This is a genomic window from Corynebacterium oculi (assembly GCF_001412105.1).
In the GTDB taxonomy this organism is placed as follows: Bacteria; Actinomycetota; Actinomycetes; order Mycobacteriales; family Mycobacteriaceae; genus Corynebacterium; species Corynebacterium oculi.
In genome coordinates this window covers 210,124-234,690 of sequence record NZ_LKST01000003.1, presented here as the reverse complement: position 1 = coordinate 234,690, position 24,567 = coordinate 210,124, and the positions used below count along the sequence as shown (strand labels likewise).

Below are 24,567 nucleotides of genomic sequence, written 5' to 3'. Positions count from 1 at the left end.
ATTTATTTAACATGACTCCAGATGCTCCATCTATTCAAACGGAACAAAACCTGGGGAACTTCACCCCCACCCCGGCACGGCGTCGATAAGGTTGCGCGTGTACTCCTGCTCGGGGTGCCGGAAGATCTGCTCGGTAGCCCCGCGCTCCACGATCTTCCCGCCGCGCATGACCACCACGTCATCGGCGGTGTGGCGCACCACGGCGAGGTCGTGGGTGATAAAGAGGTAGGAGAGCCCTAATTCCTCTTGCAGGCTGCCCAGCAGGCTGAGCACCTGATCCTGTACCACCACGTCCAGGGCGGAAACCGCCTCATCCAGCACGATCACCTCCGGTTCCAGCGCTAACGCGCGGGCGATGGCGATGCGTTGGCGCTGCCCGCCGGAGAGTTCGTTGGGGTAGCGTCGCGCCACCGAGCGCGGCATGGCCACCATCTCTAGGAGTTCGCCTACCCGCTGCGCGCGCTGCTTGCGGCCTATGCCGTGGATCTTCATCGGCTCCTCGATGCAGCGCTGAATGGAGTACATGGGGTCCAGCGAGCCGTAGGGGTTTTGGAACACCACCTGCATGCGGCGACGCATGTCGAACTTCTCGCGGCGCGAGAGTTCGTCGAGGTTTTTGCCCTTGTAGCGCACGATCCCGGAGGTGGGTTGCAGCAGGCCCAGAATCATGTTGGCCACGGTGGACTTGCCGGAGCCGGATTCCCCCACCACCGCCGTGGTGGTGCCGGTGCGCACGTAAAAGGAGACGTCGTCCACGGCGCGGTTCTTGCCAAAGTCCTTGGTCAGGTGCTCCACGCTGATCACCTTCTCCTCCCCCGGACGGTGGCGTGGCTCACCGGGGGTGCCCACGGCCGGGGCGGCCTGCACCAGGCGCTGGGTGTAGGGGTGCTGCGGGTTAGCCAGAATCTCGCGGCTGGGCCCGGATTCCACCACCTTGCCGCCGTTCATCACCACCAGGTGTTCGGCGCGCTCGGCGGCCAGGCCGAGGTCATGGGTGATAAAGAGCACGGCGGTGCCCAGTTCCTTGGTTAGGGTCTCCAGGTTATCCAGGATCAGTTTTTGCACGGTCACGTCCAGGGCGGAGGTGGGTTCGTCCGCGATGAGCAACTTGGGCCGCGCCGCTAGGCCCATGGCGATGAGCGCGCGCTGGCGCATGCCGCCTGAGTATTCGTGCGGGAACTGCTTGGCGCGGCGGGCGGCGTCGGTCAGCCCGGCCTCCTCCAGCAGGGCCACCACGTCGTGTTCACCGGGGACTTCGTTGATCTGGTAGCCCACCCGCCACACGGGGTTGAGGTTGCTCATGGGGTCCTGGGGCACCAGGCCGATCTCCCGGCCGCGCACCTGCTGCCATTGCTTTTCCGTGTGGTGGGTGACGTCCGTGCCGTCGAAGGTCACGGTTCCGGCGGTGATCTGAGCGCTCGGCGGCAGCAGGCCCATCGCGGACATGGCGGTGGTGGATTTGCCGGAGCCGGACTCCCCCACGATGGCCACGGACTGGCCGGGGTACACCGTGAGGTTCGCGCCCTTGACCGCGTGGACGTCACCGGCGGCGGCGTGGAAGGTGATGTGGAGGTCGCTGATCTGTAGCAGCGGCGTGGGGGTGGTCTTAGCGCTCATCGCTTCCTCGCCTTCGGGTCGAGGGCGTCGCGCACCACGTCGCCCATCATGATGAAACTCAGCACGGTCAGCGCCAGGGCGCTCGCGGGATAAAACAGCACCATCGGTTTGGTGCGCAGGCTGGCCTGGGCGGCGGAAATATCCCCGCCCCAGGACACCACGGTGGTGGGCAGCCCGATGCCCAGGAAGGATAGCGTGGCTTCCGCCACGATGAAGGTGCCCAGGGCCACCGTGGCGTAGACGATGATGGGGGCCGCCGAGTTGGGAACAATGTGGGTGAGGAGGGTTTTCCAGCCCGGCTGCCCCATCGCGCGGGCGGCGGTCACGTATTCCTCGTTTTTCACGCTCATCACGGTGCCGCGCGTGATGCGCGCGATGCTCGTCCAGCCGAAGAGTCCCAGCACGATCACCACCGTGAGAATGGTGCGGTGATCCCGGAACATCTGCATAACCACGATGGCCGCCAGCACCAGCGGCACGGCAAAGAACACGTCCGTGAGGCGAGAAAGAATCGTGTCCGCGATTCCGCCGAAGTACCCGGCCACGGCCCCCACGGTGGTGCCGATGAGCACCACCAGCGCGGTGGTGAGGGTTCCCACCAGCACCGAGGCCCGCGCCCCATACACGGTGCGGGCGTAAATATCGCAGCCCTGGCGGTCAAAGCCAAAGATGTGGCCGGCCTCTGGGCCGTTCAGGGAGCGGGCGAGGTCGCAGGCGCGGGGATCGGCGGAGCTAAAAAGCTGCGGGAACAGCGCCATGAGCACGGCCCCGGCGATCAGGGCGGCGCTGATCCAAAAGAGCGGACGACGCCGCACCTGCCGCCAAGCCACCGCCCACTGCGAGGCGGGAGGATTGTGGGTTGCTCCGGTGGCGTCCGATTCCTCCCTGGGGGTTTCTGCGTCCGCCACAAAATGCTCTTGGTAGGGGTAATTAGACATAACGAATCCTCGGGTCGAGCACGGCGTACAGGATGTCCACCAGCAAATTGGCCAGGATATACACGATCACCAGCACCGTGGCGATGGAGACGACGGTGCTGGGTTCCCCCTTGAGAATGGCCTGATAGATCGCGCCGCCCACGCCGTTGATGCCAAAGATGCCCTCGGTGACGATCGCGCCGCCCATCAGAGCACCCAGATCGGCTCCCAGGAACGTGACCACCGGAATGAGCGAGTTGCGCAGCACGTGATGCGTCATCACCCGGCGCGAGGTGATCCCCTTGGCCTTGGCGGTGCGCACATAATCCGCCTCAAGGTTCTCGCTCACCGATTGCCGCGTGAGCCGCAGAACGTACGCGAAGGAGAGGGAACCCAGCACCACCGCCGGGAGGATCAGCGCCACGAGGGATTCGTTGCTGCCCACCGTGGCGGGGAGCAACTCCCACTTCACCCCCACGAAGAATTGCAGCACGAAGCCGATGACGAACGACGGCACCGCGATGACCAGGAGGGAGAGCACCAGCACCGTGGAATCAAAGAGCCCGCCCTTGCGCACCCCGGCGATCACGCCGAAGAGCACTCCCAGCACGGCCTCGAAGATCAGGGCCATGACGGCCAGGACGATGGTCACGGGGAAGGCCCTGGCCATGACCTCGGTGACCGGCTGCCCGGAGAAGGTGGTGCCAAAGTCCAGGGTGAATATGCCCCCAAGGTAGAGCAGGTACTGCACCAGGAAGGGCTTATCCAGGTTGTATTCCTCCTCGATGGCCTGGCGGGCGGAATCGCTCAATCCGCGATCCCCGCCCAGGGCGGCCACGGGATCGCCCGGCATGAGGAACACCAGGGCGTAGAGCAGGAAGGTGGCCCCAAAGAACACCGGGATCATCTGGAGCAGGCGGCGGCCCACGTAGCGGGTCATGATTCGATCCTCCTTACCTTCTCCAAAGCAGGCAGGGAGGTCCAGGTAAACACGACGTCGCTGACGTTTTCGCTGTACCCGCCCACCGTGTTGGAGTACCACAGCGGAATGGTGGGGAGATCCTTGAGCAGCTGCACCTGGGCGAGGTTGTAGTGCTCGTTGGCCTCCTCCATCGTGTCGGAGGCCTTTCCCAGGGCGATCTGCCTATCTACCTCCGCGTTGGAGTAGTCGGTGTCGTTGGAGCCGCCCGTGGTGCTGAACGTGGCCACGAGGAAGTCGCTCAACAAGGGGGTATCGCCCTGCCACCCGGCGCGGAAGGCGCCGCTGGTGGTGCGATGGCCCACGTCATCGCGCAGGGACTTGAAATCTGGGTAGGACTTGCCCAGGGCCTCGATGCCCAGGGCGTTGCGCAGCTGATTGGTCACCGCCTCCACCCAGGCCCGGTGTCCGCCGTCGGCGTTGTAGCCGATGGTGAATTCCCCGGTCCACGGGGAGAGGGCGTCCGCCTGGGCCCACAGCCGCTTGGCCTCCTCGGGGTTATACTCCAGCACCTCCGCCCCGGGGAGGTTATCCGCGTGCCCGGGAATGGTGGGCGAGGTGAAGTCCGTGGCCGGGGTGCGCGTGCCCTCGAAGATGAGGTCCGTGACCTGCTCGCGGTTGATGGCCAGGGAGATCGCCCGGCGGCGCAGGGCGCCCTCCTCCCCGGCAAAGTGATCCAGGCGTTCGGGGATCGCAAAGCCCTGGAAGATCGCGGCGGGTTGGTTCACGGAGCGCCCCTCCAGTTCCTCCTCCCGGGTGGCAAAGGCGGAGTCCGGCACGGCGTCGAGGACGTCGAGGTTATTGGCCAAAAGGTCGGCGTAGGCCGCGTCGAGGGAGGCGTAGAAGAGGAACTTCACGCCGTCATTGTGCACCTGCCGGGCGCCCTGGTAGTGCTCGTTGGGGATCAGCGTGATGCTGTCATAGTGCGTCCACTTGTTCATGCGGTAGGGCCCGTTGCCCACGGGGTTTTGGCCAAAGGCCTCCATGTCCGCAAAGGCGGAGTCCGGCAGCGGGAAGTACGCCTGGTAGCCCAGTTGGGTGGGAAAGTCTCGCTGTACTTCCTTGAGGGCCACGGTGAAGGTGTAGTCATCCACCACTTGCACGCCGGGGAGTTCCGCGATGCCCTCCTCGTATCCTTCGATTCCCTGGAAGGCGTACTCCAGGGTTTGGGAGTGCTCCACCACGTAGTTCCAGGCCCGGACGAAATTCTGGGCCTTGACCGGGGTGCCGTCGGCAAAGGAGGTCTGCTTGAGCCGGATGGTGTAGTGCTTGCCGTCCTCGGACTCGATGGACTCCGCCACCTCGTTATAGGGCTTGCCCTGCGGATCGTAGGACACCAGCCCGGAGTAGAGGAGTTCTATCACCCTGCCGCCGCCGGTCTCGTTGGTCATGCCGGGGAGCAGGGGATTTTGGGGTTCTGACCCATTGGCGGTGATGTAGTCCGTGGGGTCCTCGGAGCCGCAGGCCGCTAATCCCCCTGCCGCTATCCCCATCGCCGCCAGCAGGGCGATGATCCTTCTTCGAACCATGCTGCCTCCTTACACGTTTTTTAGACAGCATAGTCTGTGAAGGCTAATACACCTATAATTCCCCTGCTATGTAGATAACAACAAGGGGAAAACCACGTCCCTGGTTAGCGGGGCGATCTCCGGGGCGCGGGAGTCCAGGGGATAAAACCGCGCCTCCTCGATCTCCGCGCGCACCTCGGGAAGCGCGCCGAGCGTGCCCCGCCACGCATAGGCCGCACACTCCACGGTGTGCTCCGGCTCGTTGGCCGCCGGGGCGCGCAGCGTGCCCAGGGAGTCCAGATCCTCCGCGCGCAGGTCAAGGCCCAGTTCCTCCCGAATCTCGCGGCGGGCCGTCTCCACCGGGGGCTCCCCCGGTTCCCTCTTGCCGCCGGGGAACATGAAGGACTCGGTGCCGCGCTTGCGCACCGTGAGCGCCTCCCCCGCCTCGTTGCGCAGCACCACGGCGGCGATATAAATAACCCGCCCCTTATCCATTGTTCATCCTCTCGTCGAACTCCATTCCCGCTATCTCCCGAAAGTGCCGACGCTCCTGCTCGGCCCACATCTCCCACCACGGCTCGTAAAAGGGATCGCGCGCCAGGGCGCGGGCGCGGCGCACCGGCTCCGGGGCATCCACCCACACGGTACGCGCCTCGCCCCGGCGGCGGGCCGCCGCCACGGAGGCCGGGGTGATCGCCCCCACGCCCTCGATAATCAGGGATTCCCCCGCCGGGAGCGCCACCCACTCGCCGGGGCGGTCGCGCTCCCAATCCCAGCGGCGATACCCCGGCGCGCTCGGACGCAAGACCTGCTCGGCCACCATGCGCGCCCCGGCCTCTAGCCCGCCCCAACCCGGATACCACTCGTCGAGGTGCAGCACCCGGTGCCCCAGGCGCTCCCCCAGCGCCTCGGCGTGCGTAGTCTTGCCGGAACCGGAGGGGCCGTCGATAAGCCACGTGCGGATCATGCCACCCCCAGCAGGCGGAACGTACCGGCCGCCCAGGCGCAGCCGAGCGCCACGGCGGGCAGCAGCGCCCACACCAGCAGCGCCGCCGCGTCGCGCCGCCCCACGGTGGAGGGGCGCGCCCAGGTGCGCTTGACGCCCGCCCGCCCAAAACCGCGCGCCTCCATCGCCACCGCGAGCTTGGTGCCGCGGCGCAACGAGGACACCAACAGGCCAAAGAACAGGGTCAACGCCCCGCGTATCCGGCCATGATCGGCCACCCCACGCGCCCGGCGGGCCCGGCGAAGGGAAAGCGCATCATCGCGCACCAGGGTGAGCAGGCGGGTCGCCGCCACGGAGGCGATGACGAAGCGGGCGGGCAGGCGCACCACCTGGGCGAGGCCATCGCCCAGATCCGTGGGATCGACTCGAGCGGACAGCACCATCACCGGCAGCCCCAGTGCCAGCACTCGCAACACCACGGCGAGGCTGAGGCTCAGCGAATTATCGGTGATGTGAATGGCCAGGAAGGAGAAGTATTCTCGGCCGCCGGGGCGCGCGTATAGCAGCATGGAAATCCCGGTGACCGGGGCGATGAACAGCAGGGGAACGCTGCGGCGCAGCAACGCGGCCCATCCCACGCCACACAGCGGAGCGAGGAGGAACGTGGCCGCGATGGCCACGAGCGCGGAGAGCCAGTCCAGGCTGAGCAGCAGCGGCGTGGTGGATACCATCATCGCGGCCACGCGGGTAACGGGGTTGACGCCGCTTAGCAGGTTCATCGCCGGTCCCCCTTGGCGGTTGAGGTAGCGCGCGCGGGCATCTCCACGTGGTGATCGCCCAGGGTGCGCACGAAGTCCGCGTCGTGCGTGATGGAGAGGATCGTGGTGCCGCCCTCGGTGAGTTCGCGCAGCAGCAGCGTGAGTTCCACAAAGGTGGCCGCGTCCTGTCCAAAGGTCGGCTCGTCAAGAACCAGCAGCCGGGGCCCGCCCATCAGCGCCGTGGCCACGGACAACCGGCGCTTTTCTCCCCCGGACAGGGTGTACGGATTCGCCTTGCGCAGGTGGCTCAGGCGCAGCCGCTCCAAGAGTTCCTCCGCGCGTTCGGCGGGCCCGCCCACCAGCAGATCCTCCTCCACCGTGCGGGCCACGAACTGGTGCTCGGGGTTTTGAAACACCGTGCCGATCCGCCGCGCCAGATCCCGGGAGCGCCAGCGATGCGGCGGGGTGTTCACCCCCTGGGAGAGGTCGGGGTGCAGGTGTAGCCGCCCTGCGCGCGGGGCGTCCAGGCCGCCCAGCACCATCGCCAGCTGCGTCTTTCCGGCACCGTTGGGGCCGGTCAACACCGTCGAGGCGGCACGGAGCAGGCACAGATCCGGCGCGGGGCCCGCCGCCGTGGCGATGCCCTCGCAGCGCAGCAGCGCGGGGTTGCTTCCCGCTTGCGGCCGGGCCGGAGGCAGCTCCGGGCGGCGCGGCCACTCCCGCGGGGTGATCTCGCGCAGCCCCTCGGCCCCCAGGTGCAGGCAGCGGGTGGCCAGATCGGCCCACAGCTCGGGGCGATGCTCCACGATCAGCAGCGTGGCCCCGGTGTGCGCCACCAGCTTATCGACGGCCCCCCGCACCTCCGCGCACCCTTGCGGGTCAAGGTTGGCCGTGGGTTCGTCGAGAAGCACCACGTCCGCGCCCATCGCCGCAACCCCCGCCAGGGCCAACCGCTGCTTCTGCCCGCCGGAAAGGTAGCGCGTGGGGGTATCCAGCGGCAGATCCAGGCCCACCAGGTTGAGGGCCCGGCGCACCCGGGGCCATATTTCCCCCTGCGGCACGCCCAGGTTCTCGCAGCCAAAGGCCACGTCATCGCCCACACGGCTGGCGATCACCTGGGAATCGGGATCCTGGAGCACCAGCCCCACCACCCCGTCCACCTCCAGGGAGCCGGTGAACTCCCCCTCGTCCTCCCCGCCGAGCAGCCCGGCGATCGCGCCCAGGAGGGTGGACTTGCCCGCCCCGGAATCCCCGGTGAGGATCACCCGCTCGCCGGGAGCAATATCCAGGTCGATGCCGCTCAGCGCCGGTTCTCTGCGCGTGGCGTGCCGCCAGGAGAAGCCCCGGGCGCGAACCGTTCCCCTCCCGGTCATACGGTGCCGCGTACTTCCCGCCCGGCGGCGAAGCGATCCAGCGCCCCCGTGCGCGCCAGTGCCCGCACCAGCCCGTAGCCCAGGGCACCGGCGAGCAGCGCCCCCGAGATCATCAGGCACACCAGGTAGATCGCGTTATATTCCAGGGAACGCGCCAGGTGACCGGCGGTGAATAATTCCAGGATAAAGACCCCGATCCCCGCGCCCACCCCCGCCAGCATGGCGGTGGGTAGCCGGAAGGAACGGTACGCAAAGAGTGCAAAGATCAACTCCGCCCCCAGGCCCTGCGCCAGGCCCGAATACACGGTGGACGCCCCCCACTGGCTGCCCAGCAGCGCGGAGGCCACCGCCGCCAACAGCTCCGTAAACAGCGCGGACCCCGGCTTGCGGATCACCAGCCCGCCGATCACCCCGCCAAGCAGCCACACCCCCGTGGCCAGGCCGCCCAGCCCCGGGGTGAGCGCGTTCATCGCCTCCAGCCACAGCGCGCCCGCGGAGTTCCACACCACAAAGATCAGCCCACAGGCCAGGCCCAGGATCGCGGCCACCACGATGTCCACCACGCGCCACTGAGACGTACTCTTGGCCATGATTTATCCTCCCTAGCGCCGGTACTAACCGGATCAGGTTCATACGGTTCGCCGCGCCCAGCGGCATCTCAGCCCGATGGCATACCGGGCACCCGTGTCTATATCTCTTCCGCCGTTATTGTAGGCGAAACTCCCCGCTAATCCAGATCCTCCACGCCCCAGGCGCTCCCCGCCTCGCCCCCGGCACGACGCCAGCGCACCACCAGCTCATCCTTGCGGCCAAAGCGCACCAGGTGCACGGCCACCACCTTCTCCAAGGTCGCGCAGGCCTCCTCCGTATCACACTCCAGGTGCATGAGCAGCACCCCCTCGCCCGCCACCAGAGAAACCTCGCCGCGCACCGGGCGCTCGGGATCGTCAAAAATCAACGCCCCCTGGCCCGCCGCCTCATCCCAATGGGCGGTGATCTTGCGGCCAAAGTGATCGGCCATCTGCTTGGCATAACGCGCGGGGCGCTCGGTACTCACCCGAGCCGTGGAAGTGGTCATACAAAGCAATGTACCCCTCATCCCGCCCCACCCCGCGCGCCCTCCCGTACCTTTTGTATGCTCCCCGCCACAGTATCCGGCCGCACCTCCCCTCCCAACCGGGTACCGTGGATCACCATGACGATTGATGCGCCCCATACCGCACTCGTCCTCGAAGGCGGGGGAATGCGAGCCTCCTACACCGCCGCCGTGGTGGACAGACTCCTAGCCGAGGACGTTCGCTTTGGCTGGGTGGGAGGCATCTCCGCCGGGGCCACCCACACCATCAACTACCTCTCCGGCGAGCGCGAACGCGCCCGCCACAGCTTTGTGGACTTTGCCGCCGACCCCCAGTTCGGCGGCATGACCTCCCTGCTGCGGGGGCGCGGCTACTTCAACGCGGAATACATCTACGGCCGCGCCCCCACCCTCAATCTCCCCGGCCCCCTGGATTACGAGGCCATCGCCCACCACCCCGCGGACTTCCGCATCGGGGCCGTGCAGGCGCACTCCGGGCGCTCCGTCTACTGGGGGCGGCAGGACATAGACGATTCTGAGGCCCTGCTGGCTCGCGCCCGCGCCTCCTCCACCCTCCCGCTGCTCATGCCCCTGCCGGAGATCGACGGCGTCTCCTACGTGGACGGAGCGCTCGGCCCCTCCGGCGGGATCCCCCTCGACGCCGCCGAGGCCGACGGCTACACCCGCTTCTTCGTGGTGCTCACCCACCCGCGCGGCTACACCAAGACACCCATCAAGCGCCCCGGCCTGCTGCGCAACCTCTTAAGCGATTACCCGGTGGTGGCCGAGCGCCTGATTACCCGCCACACAAGGTACAACCGCACCATCGCGCGGCTGCTGGAACTGGAAAAGCAGGGCCGGGCCTACCTCTTCTTCCCCACGGGCAGGCTGGTGGCCTCCACGGAACTCAACGGCAAGAAACTACAGGGCTCCTTCGACCGCGGGGCCCTGCAATCCGCCCGCGAGTGGCCGCAGTGGCGGCGCTTCTTAGAGGCGGAGGGGGCTTAAGAGCGGTTTTACCCCTGGCTTTTATCGTTGGCTCCCTAACTCCACGCGCTGCTCGCAACTGCGGGCAAAGTCCAGGTCATGCGTGGCCACGATGATGGTGGCGCCCTTCTCCGCCGCCTCGCGGAACAAGGTGCGCACCAACCCCTGATTATCCGCGTCCAGCGAGGCCGTGGGCTCATCGGCAAACCACACCTGGGCTCCCTTGTACAGCGCCCGCGCGATAGCCACGCGCTGTTTCTCCCCGCCGCTGAGCCGCGCGGCGGTCTCCCCCGCCCGGCCGGATAACCCCACGCGCGCTAAAACCTCATCGAGTTTGGAGTGGTCAGGGACGATCGTGCGGCCCCACAGGGAACTACGCATGGTGACGTTGAAGGCCACACTTTCCTCCTCCACCACGCCGTAATCCTGTTGAATAAAGGCGGCGGACTCCCGCCAAAAGCGGAGCCGCCGGGTATCCGACCACGCCGAGGATTCCTCCCCGTCCACATACACCGCCCCCCGATCTGGGGTTATCATCCCACCCAGGGTGTGCAGCAGGAGCGTCTTGCCGCTGCCGCTGGGCCCCACCAAAGCCGCGATGGTGCCGGGATTTACCTCCATGTTTATGCCCTGAAACACCACCTTATCCCCAAAGGAAAATCCTAGCCCCGCGCCGCGAATCATCATATCTATTCCCCTCTTTCCTTAAATTTTCCTCTGCATGGCGGCCGCGATAGATCTCTTTGCCATGGCGGAGTATGCCCACAAGGAGGCAAGCGCGATCCCCAGCGCCACGGCGGGCAGAAACACCGCACCGTGCTTTCCAAAGAGTACGGCCAGCACCGCAGATAACACCCCCAGCGCGCCAATGAGAATAACGTCTGTGCACACTGCGGAAAACGCGATTTTCCACCGGGGATAGCCCGCAAGATTCTGTAGCATATTCCGCTTTGCATTGAGCACCGAGTCAACCGCCGCTGCGCTCAGAATCAACATTATAAAGGTAATCAAGAGAACCGCGAGGGAAAGAACCATGACCCGTTCACGGTACTCCAACATCTTGGCGGGATACATAGCATTTTCACCAACATAATAGACGGAAAGATACTCTCCGATTTTACTATTATCGCGGGCACGGTACGCCGCATCAATATTGTTGGCCGCGATATTACCCATAGAAAGAACGGAGGTCAGGAAGCTATCGTTAAAATCCGCAATGGTGGAAACCTCCACCAAAACCATATCGTGTACCAGTTCCACCCCCTCCATGCTCGGAGATAGCATTCCGATACCGGAATGGGACTTTACGATGTGATACGTCCACCCCTCCGGCGGGGTATCCCCCTGCCGCAACCAAATCTCCGCAGGGATACTTTCCCGATACTTCCCCGGCAACTCCTCCCAGGCCACCACCTCATCACTTTCCACCCGACCAGAGAACCCTACGGCCTCCAACCATGCCGCATTGGCAAAGCCCAGCGCGCTGTCCTCTTCCGATAACCCCACGGACATGGACGGGGCAAGGAAGCTAAATACCACGGATCCCTCTTGCTGAAGCATCAGTCCCACCTCACCAAATTCAGCAAGATTATTCTCAAAATCCTCATCCGGAATATCCCCAACACCAAATCCAACGAATGGCTCAATTCCATAGGAAATGTCATGAGCCCGCCGCGCTTCTACAGAATCAGTGTAGGCAGAAATAACACAGGGGAAGGACAGGAGGATACACGCGATAGCCATCGCCTTTGAGGGGATAATGATCGGCCTCAATCGCCTCATCCACGCCGTGCGGCGCCCCGCCACCGCTATCTGGGGACGCACCATCCACAGGACAAGGAACAGAAAAACCAGAAGGGAAGCGGTGAGAAAGAAGAATATCTTTGCCGCCACTATCAATACCACACGGTTGAAGGGGGCACCCACGGAGAGAAAAATCACCAGACCGCCCAGAACCAAGACCGAAGAAAAGGGTAAAACAAGGGTAATCACGTCCCGCGAGATGATGGAGCGGGCCGACCGGCCAAAGAATAGTTCCTGCTGACGGCGCCTCCCCCGCACCCCCGCCCAGTACACCGCGAGGGCACCGAGCAGGAACAATAAGGCACACAGAGAAAATAAAATCATCGGCTGCCGCGCCAGATAAAACCGGAAGATGCTTGCCGCGGAGACCTCATCGATCCGGCCCAGTTCTGCGTTCATATCCTGGAGGCCCCGAGAGAATCCCTCCAGGTCAGCATCGCCCTCAAGCAGGAGATAAACGCCACCGGGCACCGAGTGTTCAAGGGCTTCCACCGAGGCAGTGGCCGAGGTTGATCCGTCCATACGCGGAACTTCTCCCGGAATCCCCTCCGTACCATGTTGAAAGAAAACAAACGTCTCCGATTCCGAGCGGCGAATCGGCTTCACCAACCCAAGCCCCAGTTCCTCATTCAATTCCACCAGGCGCTCGTGCGCGGCAGCGGCCGGAGCATCGCTCCGGGAGAAGTCAAGCTCCGCGATATACTTGGGTTCAAGCGCAAGGGAGGCGTTCTTATCGTCTAGTTCCGCCACCAAGAGAGCCAACACGGAGGTAATCGCCACGACGATGACCCCGCACAGAAGAACAGCCACTCGTTGAATATATTTATTCATGGAAAACCTCTTCTATTGATAGATAGAAAAAGGTTGGGCCACGCCCCACAGGACGAAACCCAACCACCCCTCAATCAGCAGAATCGGTAATAGTACTGATCGCGCGAGTTAGGAAGATTGTAGGCCCATTTGGCCGCATACGAAAACTTCCCCGGTTCAGTATCTACACTCCGCACCTTATTCCCATTAAGAATCACGGTACTCCCATGACACTTGCTGGGATGATTGAAATAGGATCGGACGTTATCGCTCCAGAATCCATATTCCCACCGGCCTCCGCCGTTCGGATACTCCACCCTCTTCCCTACGGCGAGAAATCGGAAGGGGCGGGGGTGATCGTTTTCCCGAATCTCCTTCAGAACGCCATCATCATATCCTGCGTAGTCGCTCTCCACGGAAGAATCAGAAATCCCCTCTTCCGCATGAACCGACGGAACCCACAGGCCAAAGAACAATCCAGAAGAAAGAATAGCCCCCGCGATCTTTTTTCCCATCACGGCAACCTCCTCATACGTGGGGCGGCACGCGGCCACCAACTTGGGTTGGATCGCACCCATACTTTTGATCGTCGAAACTGATAGTACAGCAGGGGAAAATAACACCGCAATAGTTTTCACTAAAGTTTATAGTTTAAATCATAGATTTTTCCATCGCTCCCCTCCAAGCCTCCTATAATTACTGGTCACCCCACCACCCACAGCCCCACAACCACCACTCCATCGCGCGTCCAAAGCCGCGTAGGACCTACCCCCCCATCACCCCCGGTTCGGCCCGTCGTTCGGCTCCTCCAGATATTCCCCCGTCTCGTAGTCATAACCCACGCGGTTGCCCTCCTCGTCGGTGCGCGCGTACCAATCCACCACCTCCTCGGCGGCGGAGTCGAAGCCCGCCCCCGTGGCGTATTCCTCCTCCCGGCTCGGCTCTACGGCCAGGGCAAAGTTGTCCCCGTATTCGCGCACGCCGTGCACTACGGCGTTGGCCACGGCGCGGCGTTGATAGTCCTGTCGGATCGCGGCGGGGTCGTGGCGCAGTTCCCGCAGGAGCGCCACCACCATGGCCACCAGAATCAGGGCAAAGGGCAGGGCGGTGATGGTGACGAGGTTTTGCAGGCCTTTGAGCGCGTTGTCTCCGCCGCTGAGCAGGATCACCACGGCGATTCCCGCCATGCACAGCGCCCAGAATGCGGTGACCGCACGGCGCGGTTTCGGGTTGCCCTGCTGGGAGAGCTGGGAATTGACCAGGGAGGCGGAGTCGGCGGTGGTGATGAAAAAGACCGCCAGCATCACGATCACGATGGGAGCCACGATCTGCGCCCCGGGGAGGTGATCGAGCACCACAAAGAAGATGCTTTCCGGGCTGGGCAGGGCGGCGGGATCATTACCGGGGGCGATAGTGCCGTCGCGGCGCTGCAACCAGATGGCGGTGCCGCCCAGGATGCTAAAGGCCAGGATGATGATGGTGGAGGGGATAAAAAGCACGCCAAAGATGAATTGGCGAATGGTGCGCCCGCGCGAGATCTTGGCCACGAATACTCCCACGAAGGGGGACCACGATACCCACCACGCCCAGTAAAAGGTGGTCCACCCGGAGAGGAATTGCTGCATCTCCTCCCCCTGGCCCATGTTGGCCGCCAGCATGTCCGGCATGGAGCCCAGGTAGGTCACCAGCACCCCGGGCAGCATGTTGATGAGGAAGGCGGTGGGTCCGACGAGGAAGAAGAACAGGGCGAGGCCCAGGGCCAATACCAGGTTGATGTTGGAGAGCCAGCGGATTCCCTTGGCCACCCCGGAGACGGCGGAGGCGATGGTGCCTATGGTCAACACCACGATCACCCCAATGGCCAGCGCGTTGCCCTCCGGAGACCAGCCGCTAACCACCTCCACCCCGGTGCTGATCTGCGCGGCCCCGATGCCGAGGGAGGCCGCCGTGCCAAAGAGAGTGGCGATGATCGCCAGGGAGTCGATGATCCGCGCGGGAACGGAGGTGGTGGAGCGGTGACCCACAAGCGGCATGAGGATGGAACTCATCAGCGGCACCCGCCCGCGCCGGTAGGAAACATATCCCACGCACAACCCCACCACGGCGTAGATCGCCCAGGCGTTGATGCCCCAGTGCAGGGCGGATTGGGCGAGCGCACCCAGCACGGCGTCCTGGGAGGCGGCGTCGTAAGCCCCGGGGCGGGGGCTGAGGTAGAAGCTCATTGGCTCGAAGGGGCCAAAGAAGATGATGGCGATGCCGATGCCCGCGGCAAAGAGCATGGCCGCCCAGGAGAGCGTGGAATACTCCGGTTCCTCCCCGTCCAGCCCCAGGGGAATGCGCCCGTACCGGGACACCGCGAGCACCAGCAGAACCACCACCAGGCCGATGGCCAGGCTGCTGAATACCCAGCCGAGGTTGAGCATGACCCAGTTCAGCGCGGCGGTAGAGACCCGCAGCACCTGTTCGGGGGCCAGCACGCCCCAGGTCACGAAGGCCAGGATCAGCCCGCCCACGGTGAGCGTGATGGGGCGGTCGATGCGGTAGCGAATCTTCTGGTCCTCCACGCTCACGCCGGGTACGAGGGCCGGGTGAATGCTGTGGGGGTAGGTCACCTCCCGCAGGAAGGCGCGGGCGCGCCCCGGGCGCTGGGGCTTTTGCGAGGGCTTTTGCGGGGCCCTTTCGGGCTGGGTGGCCGCCGGGACGGCGTCGTGAGTGTCGTGAGTATCAGACATATCTATCGAACATAGCCCGTCCCACCCGCCTAGTAGGATCGCGGGCATGGCCACACACGACCTTCATGAGACCATACGCATCATCGGCGCGCGCGAGCACAACCTGCGCGGGATTGACCTGGATCTGCCCAAACGCACGCTCACGGTGGTCACGGGGGTGTCCGGCTCCGGCAAGTCCTCGCTGGTGTTTTCCACCATCGCGGCGGAGTCGCAGCGGCTCATCAATGAGACGTATTCCTCCTTCGTGCAAGGCTTCATGCCCTCCCTACCCCGGCCGGACGTGGATCTGCTCCAGGGCATCACCACCGCCATCGTGGTGGATCAGGAGCCGCTGGGGGCCAACCCGCGCTCCACGGTGGGAACGGCTACCGACGCCACCGCCATGCTGCGCATTCTCTTCTCCCGCATGGGCAGCCCCAGCGCGGGCGGGCCCGGGGCATACTCCTTTAATGTGCCCTCGGTGAGCGCCTCCGGGGCCATCTCTGTCAACGGCAGCAAAAAGGAGCGCCAGGATTTTCACCGCACCGGCGGCATGTGCCCGCAGTGCGAGGGCACGGGACGCGTGACGGACTTTGACCTTGACGAGGTCTTTGATTCCTCCCTCAGCCTGGCGGACGGCGCGCTGAAGGTTCCCGGCTATAAAACCGGCGGATGGTCCTACCGCATGTACGCGGAGTCCGGCCTCTTCCCCGCGGATAAGCCCATCGGTTCTTTTAATAAAAAGGAATTGGCGGAGTTCCTGGATAAGGAACCCACCAAGATGGAGATCGCCGGGATCAACATGACCTACGAGGGGCTGCTTCCCCGGCTGCGGCGTTCCATGCTGGCCAAGGACCGGGAGGGAATGCAAAAGCACATCCGCGAGTTCGTGGATCGCGCCGTCACCTTCATCGCCTGCCCGGCCTGCGGCGGCACCCGCCTGGCCCCGCACGCCCTGGAATCCACCATCGAGGGCAAGAACATCGCGGATCTGTGCAGCATGGAGATCGCACAGCTGCGTACATGGGCCGAACGGCTAGAACACCCCAACCTTGCCCCGCTTATCGACGCCCTGCGCGCCACCCTCGATAACTTCGTCGCCGTGGGGTTGGGGTATCTCACCCTGGATCGCGCCACCGCCACGCTTTCCGGGGGCGAGGCCCAGCGCGCCAAGATGGTGCGTCACCTCGGCTCCGCGCTCACGGACATCACCTACGTGTTCGACGAGCCCACCGCCGAGCTCCACCCGCACGACGTGGAGAAGATGAATCGCCTGCTGGGCAGCCTGCGCGATAAGTCCAACACGGTGCTGGTGGTGGAGCACAACCCCCAAACCATTCTCGCCGCCGATCACGTGGTGGACATGGGGCCGGGGGCCGGCACCCAGGGCGGCACGGTGTGCTACTCCGGGCCTGTATCCGGCCTGGAGGCTGCGGGAACCATCACCGGCCAGCACCTCTTTGATCGCGGCCGGTTCAAGGAGCAAGTGCGTAAGCCCCAGGGTTTCCTGGAGATCCGCGAGGCCCGGCGCAATAACCTGCAAGGCGTGAACGTGAACGTACCTCTGGGCGTGCTCACCGCGATCACCGGCGTGGCGGGTTCCGGCAAGTCCTCCCTGGTGCGCTGCCTGCCCCGCGACGAGCACACCGTGTACATCGATCAGAGCGCCATCAAGGGATCTCGCCGCTCCAACCCCGGCACCTACACCGGCGTGCTCGATCCCATCCGCAAGGCCTTCGCCAAGGCCAACGGCGTCAAGCCGGGGCTGTTCTCTCCCAACTCCGATGGCGCCTGCCCCCCACTGCAAGGGGGCCGGGGTGATCTACGTGGACCTGGGCATCATGGCCGGGGTGGCTAGCCCGTGTGAGGTGTGCGAGGGCCGCCGCTTCGAGGAATCCGTTCTGGAATACACCTTTGGCGGTTTGACCATCGCGGACGCGCTGGAGCTTTCCGCAGACCAGGCCGCGGACTTCTTTGCCGCCACGGAGTCCAAGGTGCCCGCCGCCGCCAAGATCTGCCGCAGGCTGAGCGACGTCGGCCTTGGCTACATCACCCTCGGGCAGCCGCTCACCGAACTCTCCGATGGGGAGCGCCAGCGCCTCAAATTGGCCACGCACATGGCAGATAAGGCCACCCGCTACATCCTGGACGAGCCCTCGCGCGGCCTGCACCTGGCGGACGTGGAGAACCTGGTGAACGTGCTGGATCGCCTGGTGGATCAGGGGATCAGCGTGATCGTGGTGGAGCACTCCCTCTCCGTGATCTCTCGGGCGGATCACGTGATCGACCTCGGCCCCGGTGCCGGTTCCCAGGGTGGCCAGGTGGTGTTCAGCGGCACCCCGGCTGACCTCGCGGCCTCCGGGACGGTAACCGGGCAGTACCTGGCGGAGTTCGTGGGAGAACCAGGCGATGAAGCCTAAGTGGGGCGACGCCTCCCTGGGCGCCCTCGGGGTACTCGCGGCGCTGGTCTATCTCCTCACCGCCATTGAGCACCCCACCCCCGTGCTGTGCGTTCAGGCGGCGCTGGCGGTGGGGTTCATCGCGCCCCTGTTCCTATGGCGCACCCGGGTACTGCCCTCCGCCGTGGCCATGCTCGCCCTGCTCCTCGGGTGGGCGCTGTCCGTCCTCGCGGCGGTTCCCGCCAACACAGGGGTGCCGCCCTATCTCCTCGCCGCTCCCCTGGCGGTGTATTCCACCACCCGGTACCTTCACGATCGCCGCGTGGGGCTGGGGGCCTTGGTGGTCTGCCTCGTGGGTAGCCCGCTGAGCCCCGCGATGTGGCGGATCGCCGGGGTGGACGATCTGCGCTATCGCTCCGGGGCGGACTGGCTCGTTTTTGTCTCCTGGCACTGGGCGATCCTCGGGTGCGCGTACCTTTGGGCCCTATACCGGCGCAGCGGTCAGGAGCGCCGTGCCCAGGAGGAGAGGGCCGCCCGCCAGGGTGAGCGCATTCTCATCGCCCAGGAGATTCATGACGTTCTGGCGCACAGCCTCACGCTCATCACGGTGCAGTCCTCGGCCGGGATCGTCGCCGCGCGCAGCGACCCCGCTGCCGCCACGGACTCCCTGCGCACCATACGCGGGGTCAGCGCGGAAGCCCTCGCTCAGGTGCGCGGGATCGTCGCCACGCTGCGCAACGCCGATGTTCCGGCACACCACCCCGGCACCCTCGCGGAGGTGATCGAGCGGTTCCGTGAAGCAGGGCTCGCCATTAACACGGACTACCCGCCCGCTATCTTGTCCGAGATTCCGGTGCAACACGCCCTCGCGCTTCACCGGATTAGCACCGAGGCACTCACCAACGTGCTTCGCCACCAGGGAAAACAGGCCACGGTAACCTACCGCCTGCGCCGTGCTCCCCGCGCGCTGAGCATGACCATCGCCAGCACCGGCCCGCCCCAGCCCCATTCTTCCGGCACCGGCACCGGGATCGTCGGCATGCGCGAACGCGCCGAGTCCCTGGGCGGCCAACTGCACGCGGGCCCCACGGACAACGGCTGGCGGGTGTCCGCCTCTCTTCCTCTTCAGGAGGTCCCCCATGACTAGGCCCATCCGCGTGCTCATCGCGGACGATCAGCCGCTGCTCGCCTCCGCGCTGAGCACCATCGTAGGCGCGGAGCCGGACATCGCCGTGGTGGCCACCTGCCACGATGGCTCCCAGGCCCTCGACGCCGCGCACGCGCACCTCATCGACGTGGCGGTTCTGGACATTCGCATGCCCAACGTCACTGGCATCGAGGCCGCCCGCGCGCTGGTAGCCCGGAGGATCACGGTGCTGATGCTCACCACCTTCAACGAGGAATCCCTCATCCGGGAGTCCATCGCCGCCGGCGCGGCCGGGTTTCTGCTCAAGGACGCGGAACCGGAGGAACTCGCCCAGGCTATTCGCGCCGTCGCGCGCGGCGATTCCGTTTTGAGTTCCGGGGCCGCCGGGCACCTCTTCCGCGCGTACCGGCAGGCGGTAGCCGGGGCCGGAGACCTGCCACCCCAGCAGCGCCAAGGGCTGAGCCTGCTCACCCCCCGCGAACTCGATATTCTCACCCTCATCTCGGCGGGGAAAACCAACGCGGAGATCGCCCGGGAACTCGTCATCGGAGCCGCCACGGTGAAAACCCACGTCTCGCACCTGCTCTCCAAGCTTCACTGCCGCGACCGCGTGGCCCTCGTGGTGCTCGCGCACCGCGCGCGCCTGAGCCCTCCCTCCCCAGGGGGATAAAACTCCACCCGTATTTCCCCCTCTGCGGGGATCACGCGGCGTCGCCCGCGCGCAAAAATCGGCGGCATGACCTCATCTCTCGCTCTCTCCTGTCGCGGGCTCTCGGTGAACCTCGGCGGACAGCCAATCTTGCAAGACTTCGATCTTTCCGTGCGGCGCGGCCGCGTCCACGCCCTCGTGGGGCGCAACGGCGCGGGAAAATCCACCACCTACCGCGCCATCCTCGGGCTCATCGCCCCCGATGCCGGTTCCGTCACCGTTCTTGGGAAGTCGCGCACGCGCACCAGCCTGCGGCACATCGGCGCCAGCATCAACGGGCCCGCGCTCTACCCCCACCTTTCCGCGATGGATAACCTCATGATCCACTGCCGCCTCCTCGGGCTGCCGCGCGGCGAGGCCCGGCGCGCCCTGGCCGCCGTGGAATTACCCGATACCCGCAAGCGCGCCTCCGCGTTCAGCACAGGCATGAAGGCCCGGTTGGCGCTGGCCATCGCCGTGCTGGGGTCACCGGAGATTTTGCTTCTCGACGAACCCCACAACGGCCTCGATCCCCAGGGCATCGTGGAACTGCGGGGGTTCCTGCACCAGTGGGCCGCGCGCGGCGGGGCGGTGCTCATGAGTTCCCATCAACTCCACGAGGTAGCCCACATGACCGACGATCTCACGGTACTTTCCCAGGGGCGAGCCGCCTATTCCGGGCCCCTGGCGGAGTTCGCCGCACCCGAGCAGTTGGAGGAGCGATTCTTCTCCCTGACCGCACCCGGCGCGTCCAACCCGACGGGAACGGAGGGGCACTCATGATCCCCCTCACTCGTTCCCTGCGCGCGGAGTGGCTGCGCACCAAGGGCAGCGCGGTGATGTGGCTTCCGCTTTTGGGCCTGGTGATCGGGGTGCTCAGCGGCATGTCCGCCCTCTCCGTATCCGAGGCCCAGAACGCGAATGCCCTCCTCACCTGGCAGGGCCTCTATATCACCGGCATGTCCACGCCCCTCACCGCGCTCTTCGCCGGCCTGGTGGTGCGGCGCGAGCGCCGCACCCGATCCGGGGGCACCCGGTGGCGGCCCGTTTCTCCCCTGACGTTGCGCGCCGCGCAATGCGCCGTTCTCGCGGTCCTCCTAGGTGTGTTCCTGGCCCTATGCTTTGGTACCACCTGGGTGATCGCCCTTGCACGGGGATACCACGGCACCCACGAGATCCTGCTTGCCGGGGCGCTGTGCTGGCTGGCGCAGGCCGGAGTACTGGGGATGTTTTTGTTATTCGCTAAGGCCACGGGCCTGATCCCCGCCCTCTTGCTCTCCGCGGTGTGGCAGGCCCTGGGCGTTCTTTACTCGGAATCCACCCTGTGGTGGCTCTGCCCACCCGCGTGGCCGGTGCGGCTCCTGCTGCCCAGCCTGGGAACCCACGTCAACCTGGTTACCCTGGAGCCCGGGGAGGCTCCCCTCGCGGCGGAGCCGGTGTTCGTGGCGTGTTTCTTGTTCGCGGCCATAGCGCTCCTCGCCGCGATGGTCTTTGAGCCCACCCCGTTTTCCCTCCGGCCTCGCCGCCGCGTCCACAGGGCTGCCCCAGGGGGCTTCCTCTCCTATTCTCTCGGGCCACGCTCCCGCCCCACCGCGCTCGGCGCCCTGGGCGCGGCCTTTTCCGCTACCCGACGGCGCGGAATATACCTCCTCATTACGCTCACCGTCCTCGTGCTTTGCTATGCCGCCGTCAGGTATCCTGCGCCGCTTCTCACCGGGCTCACCACCTTTCTCCTCCTGCCCCTGGGCACCGCGCTCCTGCCGGTGATCGCGTGGGGTGCAGCCGCCCCGGCGTGGAATATCAGCGTGGCCCATAATCCCGCGTTGCGGGCCGCCTTCACCGCCTGGAACCTGATCGTCACCGACGCGCTGTGTCTCACCGCCGCCGGGCTCACCCTCGTCGCGGGCATATCCCCGGGCCAGGCGGCGCTCCGCGCCGTGCTGTGGTGCGCCACCGGGGCGGTCTTGGTATTGACCTGGCTGCTGCTCACCGTGCGATTCTCGGCGGCCGTCCCCCTGGGGTGCGCCGTGATCCTCACAATATTCTCCGTGACCTTGGGCGGCGATGTCCTGGCCGCCACGCCGCTGTGGCTGGCCGCGCTGCCCTCCTGGGGAGAATCGGCGCTCAGTGGTACTCGCCCGCTGCTCGCCATAGGCGTCTGCGGTGTTCTCTTGGTTGCCTTAGTGCCGCTGCTGCGCCGGGCGTATCGGCGGGTGGAGGGGCGGTGAGGGGCCTGGTTTCTTAGGGGTTCTGGTGCCTTAGTGGTTCTGGTGCTTTGGCGGCGTGCTTTTCCGCATTTTCCACGCCACTGTGTGACTGGTGGGGTGCGCTCCCGTCACGCACCGCAAGCACACCACCCAAAGCACACCTTTCCCTGCCACTGCGTGACCTCTGTGGTTCCCATCCACTCCCGTGCCCCACCAAAAGATCTTTCCTCGCCACCGTGTGACGGGAGTTACTCCCACCAGCCCCACGCCCCTCCTACTATGAAAGCCATGTCCACCCAGCATCACTTTGAGATCAAGGTTCCCGGCGGAAAGCTCGTGGTAGCGGACGTCACGGAGGACGGCCACTCCATCACCCAGGCCCGCATTTCCGGCGACTTCTTCCTCGAACCAGAAGAGGCCTTCCCCGCCATATCGGAGGCCCTGACTGGCGCGAAGATCACCGACACCACAGAGGAATTACAACAACGCCTCGATTCCGCCCTCGCCCCGCTTGAGGCCCAACTCCACGGCTTTTCCACCAGGGACATCGCCGCCGCCACCCGCCGCGCAGTGCTCGGGGCCGCGCACCTGAGCGATTATGAGTGGGAGGTGCTGCGCCCCGGCGTACTCCCCACGCCCCTGAACGTGGCTCTTGATGAATACCTGCTGCACGAGGTTGCCTCCGGGCGACGCGGCCCGATCCTGCGGTTCTGGGATTGGGAGGATCGCGCGGTGGTTTTTGGCTCTTACCAGAGTTACTCCAATGAATTGAACCAAGAGGGCGTGGATAAACACGGGATTATTCCGGTGCGGCGCATCTCCGGCGGCGGGGCCATGTTTATGGAGGGCGGAAACTGCGTGACCTATTCCCTCTACGTACCCGAGGCCACCGTGCGGGGCCTCAGTTACGTGGAATCGTATGAGTACCTCGATCAGTGGGTGCTGGCCGGGCTGCAATCCCTGGGGGTGAACGCCTGGTACGTGCCGATCAATGACATCACCTCGGATCACGGCAAGATCGGAGGCGCGGCCCAAAAGCGGGTACCCGGCGCGGTGCTGCACCACACCACCATGAGCTATGACATCGACGCCCAGAAAATGATGGAGGTGCTGCGCATAGGCAAGGTGAAAATCTCCGATAAAGGTATTCGCTCCGCCGCCAAGCGCGTGGATCCGCTGCGCAGGCAGACCGGCGTGAGTCGGGAGGAGGTCATCGCCGCGCTTATCGACGCCTTCCAAACCCGCTTCCCCTCCCACCCCGGGGAACTCAGCGCACAAGATATGGCTGCGGCGGAGAAACTGGTGGCGGAGAAGTTCAGCACGGAGGAGTGGACGCACCGGGTGCCGTAATCGCACTCATGGCCCAAGGAGGGCAAGGGGAACCACGGCCACTCCGTCCTGGCGGCGATAAGCGTGCCTGCCCGTGGTCACCACCACCTTGTCCGCCACTCGATCCCCAATTCTGTCCTCTAACCAGTGCAGATGCCGCACGTCACGGTCGTCCACGGCTTCCTTCATCTTGACCTCGATGGGAAGCACCTTGCGGTTATCCAACTCCACGATGAGGTCTATTTCCTGCCTCCCGCCCTTGGTGCGTAAGTGGTAGAGATGTGCGCGTAGGGGTTCGATCATCACGCGAACAGAAAGAGTGACCAGAGATTCAAACAGAAGTCCCAGGAGCGAACCATCCTTGGGGGTAAAAGTTCCACCCTCATATGCCAGCAAGGCCTCCTCATCAATCTTCATGAGGCGCGCCGCTATCGCCGGATCAACCATCTGGTGCTTAGGGGATTGCGTGGCCCGCGATAACGGAGCCAGTGCGGGAGACCATCCAGGAATAGGATCAAGAATAAAGATCCTTTCTAGCGTCTCCCGATATTCCAATGCAGCCGACTTGGACGGCTTATTACTTTCACCGGGCGTGGCCGCGTCCAATATCTCCGAGTATCCAGCAGTGGTGGAACTAGCCGCAGCATAGGCCTCCATCCATTTTCTTAACGCTTGCGGTCTACGGACGGTATGCCCGGTCTCAGTCATGTCATGGTCACAGATTCTTTCTATATACCCGTCCAGTTCCGCTAGTCGGACTTCATGGGGCAGATCTCTCATTCCTGGGAAACCCGATTGGATAATCTCTTCCACGTAGGTACTCAGCCCGCAATTCGCCACTCCCTTAATCTTTTCTCTTCGCCCGCTCACAAGTTCATTCATACTGACAGTCGGCGGACAAATCCCTCGTTCAAAAAAGGACAACGGCCTGAGCCTCATGCGCAGTATCCGCCCCGCACCGGAGTGTATTCGAACATTCCTTGTGGGCCCCGCCGATCCCGTAAGCAGAAAGCGCCCTCCGCGCCGATCCTCGTCCACACTATGACGCACCGCGTCCCAAATCGGAGGATAGAGCTGCCACTCGTCGATGAGCAGCGTATGGAGAGAATCTATCTCCCCTTCCACGTTGCCCTGCACACGTTCCATATCAATGCTTCGCGTCAGCCGCAGAACATCGTGTGCCCGTTGCAAGGCTGTGGCCGTTTTTCCCACCGCCTTAGCCCCCTCGATCGCTATCGCGGGAGCATACGGCAGGAGGCCATCCAGCACCTCATCTATCACTCGCCGGTTATACACCGTTTCCACCCGCTCTC

21 protein-coding genes, 1 pseudogene and 1 riboswitch are annotated in these 24,567 nt (G+C 64.9%); of the genes and pseudogenes, 7 read left to right on the top strand and 15 right to left on the bottom strand.

Annotation, left to right across the window (positions count from 1 at the left end; genetic code table 11):
* Positions 1 to 60: 60 nt before the first annotated feature.
* The 10 genes from Cocul_RS08565 to Cocul_RS08520 form a co-directional block, all read right to left on the bottom strand.
* Entirely contained in the window at positions 61 to 1,617 is a 1,557-nt protein-coding gene (locus tag Cocul_RS08565) for a dipeptide ABC transporter ATP-binding protein (RefSeq protein ID WP_055122864.1), read from the bottom strand.
* Positions 1,614 to 2,555, bottom strand: coding sequence for an ABC transporter permease (locus tag Cocul_RS08560; RefSeq protein ID WP_055122863.1), 942 nt, complete (start codon positions 2,553 to 2,555; stop codon positions 1,614 to 1,616). The genes Cocul_RS08565 and Cocul_RS08560 overlap by 4 nt, the downstream gene beginning before the upstream one ends.
* A complete protein-coding gene (locus Cocul_RS08555; protein ID WP_055122862.1) occupies positions 2,548 to 3,474 on the bottom strand; it encodes an ABC transporter permease in 927 nt (308 codons plus the stop codon). Before Cocul_RS08555 ends, Cocul_RS08560 begins: the two co-directional genes overlap by 8 nt.
* Positions 3,471 to 5,042 (bottom strand): peptide ABC transporter substrate-binding protein, encoded by a 1,572-nt coding sequence (locus tag Cocul_RS08550; protein ID WP_055122861.1) that lies wholly within the window; start codon positions 5,040 to 5,042, stop codon positions 3,471 to 3,473. Before Cocul_RS08550 ends, Cocul_RS08555 begins: the two co-directional genes overlap by 4 nt.
* Positions 5,043 to 5,108: 66 nt before the next feature.
* Positions 5,109 to 5,516, bottom strand: coding sequence for an NUDIX hydrolase (locus Cocul_RS08545; protein WP_055122860.1), 408 nt, complete (start codon positions 5,514 to 5,516; stop codon positions 5,109 to 5,111).
* Positions 5,509 to 5,988, bottom strand: coding sequence for a nucleoside/nucleotide kinase family protein (locus Cocul_RS08540; RefSeq protein ID WP_055122859.1), 480 nt, complete (start codon positions 5,986 to 5,988; stop codon positions 5,509 to 5,511). Before Cocul_RS08540 ends, Cocul_RS08545 begins: the two co-directional genes overlap by 8 nt.
* A complete protein-coding gene (locus Cocul_RS08535) occupies positions 5,985 to 6,746 on the bottom strand; it encodes an energy-coupling factor transporter transmembrane component T family protein (RefSeq protein WP_055122858.1) in 762 nt (253 codons plus the stop codon). Before Cocul_RS08535 ends, Cocul_RS08540 begins: the two co-directional genes overlap by 4 nt.
* Positions 6,743 to 8,098 carry an ABC transporter ATP-binding protein gene (locus tag Cocul_RS08530; RefSeq protein WP_055122857.1) on the bottom strand — a complete coding sequence of 452 codons (1,356 nt, stop codon included), beginning with the start codon at positions 8,096 to 8,098 and terminating at the stop codon, positions 6,743 to 6,745. Before Cocul_RS08530 ends, Cocul_RS08535 begins: the two co-directional genes overlap by 4 nt.
* Positions 8,095 to 8,688: an ECF transporter S component gene (locus Cocul_RS08525; RefSeq protein ID WP_055122856.1), complete on the bottom strand. Its 594-nt coding sequence runs from the start codon at positions 8,686 to 8,688 to the stop codon at positions 8,095 to 8,097. Before Cocul_RS08525 ends, Cocul_RS08530 begins: the two co-directional genes overlap by 4 nt.
* A riboswitch (TPP riboswitch) is annotated at positions 8,681 to 8,794 on the bottom strand. Its footprint overlaps the gene before it by 8 nt.
* A 31-nt stretch (positions 8,795 to 8,825) precedes the next feature.
* A complete protein-coding gene (locus tag Cocul_RS08520; protein WP_055122855.1) occupies positions 8,826 to 9,176 on the bottom strand; it encodes a DUF2218 domain-containing protein in 351 nt (116 codons plus the stop codon).
* A gap of 117 nt (positions 9,177 to 9,293) precedes the next feature.
* Here Cocul_RS08520 and Cocul_RS08515 point away from each other — a divergent pair, with 117 nt between their 5' ends.
* The gene (locus Cocul_RS08515; RefSeq protein WP_055122854.1) at positions 9,294 to 10,181 is read left to right on the top strand and encodes a patatin-like phospholipase family protein; all 888 of its coding nucleotides are present in this window, start codon (positions 9,294 to 9,296) and stop codon (positions 10,179 to 10,181) included.
* A gap of 21 nt (positions 10,182 to 10,202) precedes the next feature.
* Here Cocul_RS08515 and Cocul_RS08510 read toward each other — a convergent pair whose 3' ends face one another.
* The 4 genes from Cocul_RS08510 to Cocul_RS08495 form a co-directional block, all read right to left on the bottom strand.
* On the bottom strand, positions 10,203 to 10,847 hold the full coding sequence (locus Cocul_RS08510; RefSeq protein WP_055122853.1) for an ABC transporter ATP-binding protein: 645 nt from the start codon (positions 10,845 to 10,847) through the stop codon (positions 10,203 to 10,205).
* Positions 10,848 to 10,865: 18 nt separating this feature from the next.
* On the bottom strand, positions 10,866 to 12,794 hold the full coding sequence (locus tag Cocul_RS08505) for an ABC transporter permease (protein ID WP_150114427.1): 1,929 nt from the start codon (positions 12,792 to 12,794) through the stop codon (positions 10,866 to 10,868).
* Between the two features lie 74 nt (positions 12,795 to 12,868).
* Positions 12,869 to 13,411 carry a lactococcin 972 family bacteriocin gene (locus tag Cocul_RS08500; protein ID WP_245622181.1) on the bottom strand — a complete coding sequence of 181 codons (543 nt, stop codon included), beginning with the start codon at positions 13,409 to 13,411 and terminating at the stop codon, positions 12,869 to 12,871.
* A gap of 138 nt (positions 13,412 to 13,549) precedes the next feature.
* Complete coding sequence (locus Cocul_RS08495; RefSeq protein WP_245622179.1) at positions 13,550 to 15,505, bottom strand: BCCT family transporter; 1,956 nt, start codon at positions 15,503 to 15,505, stop codon at positions 13,550 to 13,552.
* 46 nt (positions 15,506 to 15,551) lie between these two features.
* Here Cocul_RS08495 and Cocul_RS08490 point away from each other — a divergent pair.
* From Cocul_RS08490 to lplB, 6 genes and pseudogenes are all read left to right on the top strand, one after another.
* Positions 15,552 to 17,904: pseudogene (locus Cocul_RS08490) on the top strand (ATP-binding cassette domain-containing protein).
* Positions 17,894 to 19,030 carry a sensor histidine kinase gene (locus Cocul_RS08485; protein ID WP_055122851.1) on the top strand — a complete coding sequence of 379 codons (1,137 nt, stop codon included), beginning with the start codon at positions 17,894 to 17,896 and terminating at the stop codon, positions 19,028 to 19,030. Before Cocul_RS08490 ends, Cocul_RS08485 begins: the two are co-directional and overlap by 11 nt.
* Complete coding sequence (locus Cocul_RS08480) at positions 19,023 to 19,700, top strand: response regulator (RefSeq protein WP_055122850.1); 678 nt, start codon at positions 19,023 to 19,025, stop codon at positions 19,698 to 19,700. Before Cocul_RS08485 ends, Cocul_RS08480 begins: the two co-directional genes overlap by 8 nt.
* Before the next feature lie 66 nt (positions 19,701 to 19,766).
* Positions 19,767 to 20,501: an ABC transporter ATP-binding protein gene (locus tag Cocul_RS08475; RefSeq protein WP_055122849.1), complete on the top strand. Its 735-nt coding sequence runs from the start codon at positions 19,767 to 19,769 to the stop codon at positions 20,499 to 20,501.
* A complete protein-coding gene (locus Cocul_RS08470) occupies positions 20,498 to 21,946 on the top strand; it encodes a lantibiotic immunity ABC transporter MutE/EpiE family permease subunit (protein WP_055122848.1) in 1,449 nt (482 codons plus the stop codon). Before Cocul_RS08475 ends, Cocul_RS08470 begins: the two co-directional genes overlap by 4 nt.
* Before the next feature lie 267 nt (positions 21,947 to 22,213).
* Positions 22,214 to 23,275, top strand: a complete 1,062-nt coding sequence (gene lplB, locus Cocul_RS08465) for a lipoate-protein ligase small subunit (protein ID WP_055122847.1) — start codon at positions 22,214 to 22,216, stop codon at positions 23,273 to 23,275.
* A gap of 6 nt (positions 23,276 to 23,281) precedes the next feature.
* Here lplB and Cocul_RS08460 read toward each other — a convergent pair whose 3' ends face one another.
* Positions 23,282 to 24,523, bottom strand: a complete 1,242-nt coding sequence (locus Cocul_RS08460) for an ATP-binding protein (protein WP_281176085.1) — start codon at positions 24,521 to 24,523, stop codon at positions 23,282 to 23,284.
* Positions 24,524 to 24,567: the final 44 nt, after the last annotated feature.

What these genes read in the sequence shown, in the direction of transcription:
- Cocul_RS08480 (WP_055122850.1), top strand. Translation starts at nt 19,023, where the DNA reads ATGACTAGGCCCATCCGCGTGCTCATCGCGGACGATCAGCCGCTGCTC.
- Cocul_RS08560 (WP_055122863.1), bottom strand. Translation starts at nt 2,555, where the DNA reads ATGTCTAATTACCCCTACCAAGAGCATTTTGTGGCGGACGCAGAAACC.
- Cocul_RS08535 (WP_055122858.1), bottom strand. Translation starts at nt 6,746, where the DNA reads ATGAACCTGCTAAGCGGCGTCAACCCCGTTACCCGCGTGGCCGCGATG.
- Cocul_RS08475 (WP_055122849.1), top strand. Translation starts at nt 19,767, where the DNA reads ATGACCTCATCTCTCGCTCTCTCCTGTCGCGGGCTCTCGGTGAACCTC.
- Cocul_RS08495 (WP_245622179.1), bottom strand. Translation starts at nt 15,505, where the DNA reads ATGTCTGATACTCACGACACTCACGACGCCGTCCCGGCGGCCACCCAG.
- Cocul_RS08515 (WP_055122854.1), top strand. Translation starts at nt 9,294, where the DNA reads ATGACGATTGATGCGCCCCATACCGCACTCGTCCTCGAAGGCGGGGGA.
- Cocul_RS08485 (WP_055122851.1), top strand. Translation starts at nt 17,894, where the DNA reads ATGAAGCCTAAGTGGGGCGACGCCTCCCTGGGCGCCCTCGGGGTACTC.
- Cocul_RS08550 (WP_055122861.1), bottom strand. Translation starts at nt 5,042, where the DNA reads ATGGTTCGAAGAAGGATCATCGCCCTGCTGGCGGCGATGGGGATAGCG.
- Cocul_RS08510 (WP_055122853.1), bottom strand. Translation starts at nt 10,847, where the DNA reads ATGATGATTCGCGGCGCGGGGCTAGGATTTTCCTTTGGGGATAAGGTG.
- Cocul_RS08545 (WP_055122860.1), bottom strand. Translation starts at nt 5,516, where the DNA reads ATGGATAAGGGGCGGGTTATTTATATCGCCGCCGTGGTGCTGCGCAAC.
- Cocul_RS08505 (WP_150114427.1), bottom strand. Translation starts at nt 12,794, where the DNA reads ATGAATAAATATATTCAACGAGTGGCTGTTCTTCTGTGCGGGGTCATC.
- Cocul_RS08530 (WP_055122857.1), bottom strand. Translation starts at nt 8,098, where the DNA reads ATGACCGGGAGGGGAACGGTTCGCGCCCGGGGCTTCTCCTGGCGGCAC.
- Cocul_RS08520 (WP_055122855.1), bottom strand. Translation starts at nt 9,176, where the DNA reads ATGACCACTTCCACGGCTCGGGTGAGTACCGAGCGCCCCGCGCGTTAT.
- Cocul_RS08540 (WP_055122859.1), bottom strand. Translation starts at nt 5,988, where the DNA reads ATGATCCGCACGTGGCTTATCGACGGCCCCTCCGGTTCCGGCAAGACT.
- Cocul_RS08470 (WP_055122848.1), top strand. Translation starts at nt 20,498, where the DNA reads ATGATCCCCCTCACTCGTTCCCTGCGCGCGGAGTGGCTGCGCACCAAG.
- Cocul_RS08555 (WP_055122862.1), bottom strand. Translation starts at nt 3,474, where the DNA reads ATGACCCGCTACGTGGGCCGCCGCCTGCTCCAGATGATCCCGGTGTTC.
- lplB (WP_055122847.1), top strand. Translation starts at nt 22,214, where the DNA reads ATGTCCACCCAGCATCACTTTGAGATCAAGGTTCCCGGCGGAAAGCTC.
- Cocul_RS08525 (WP_055122856.1), bottom strand. Translation starts at nt 8,688, where the DNA reads ATGGCCAAGAGTACGTCTCAGTGGCGCGTGGTGGACATCGTGGTGGCC.
- Cocul_RS08565 (WP_055122864.1), bottom strand. Translation starts at nt 1,617, where the DNA reads ATGAGCGCTAAGACCACCCCCACGCCGCTGCTACAGATCAGCGACCTC.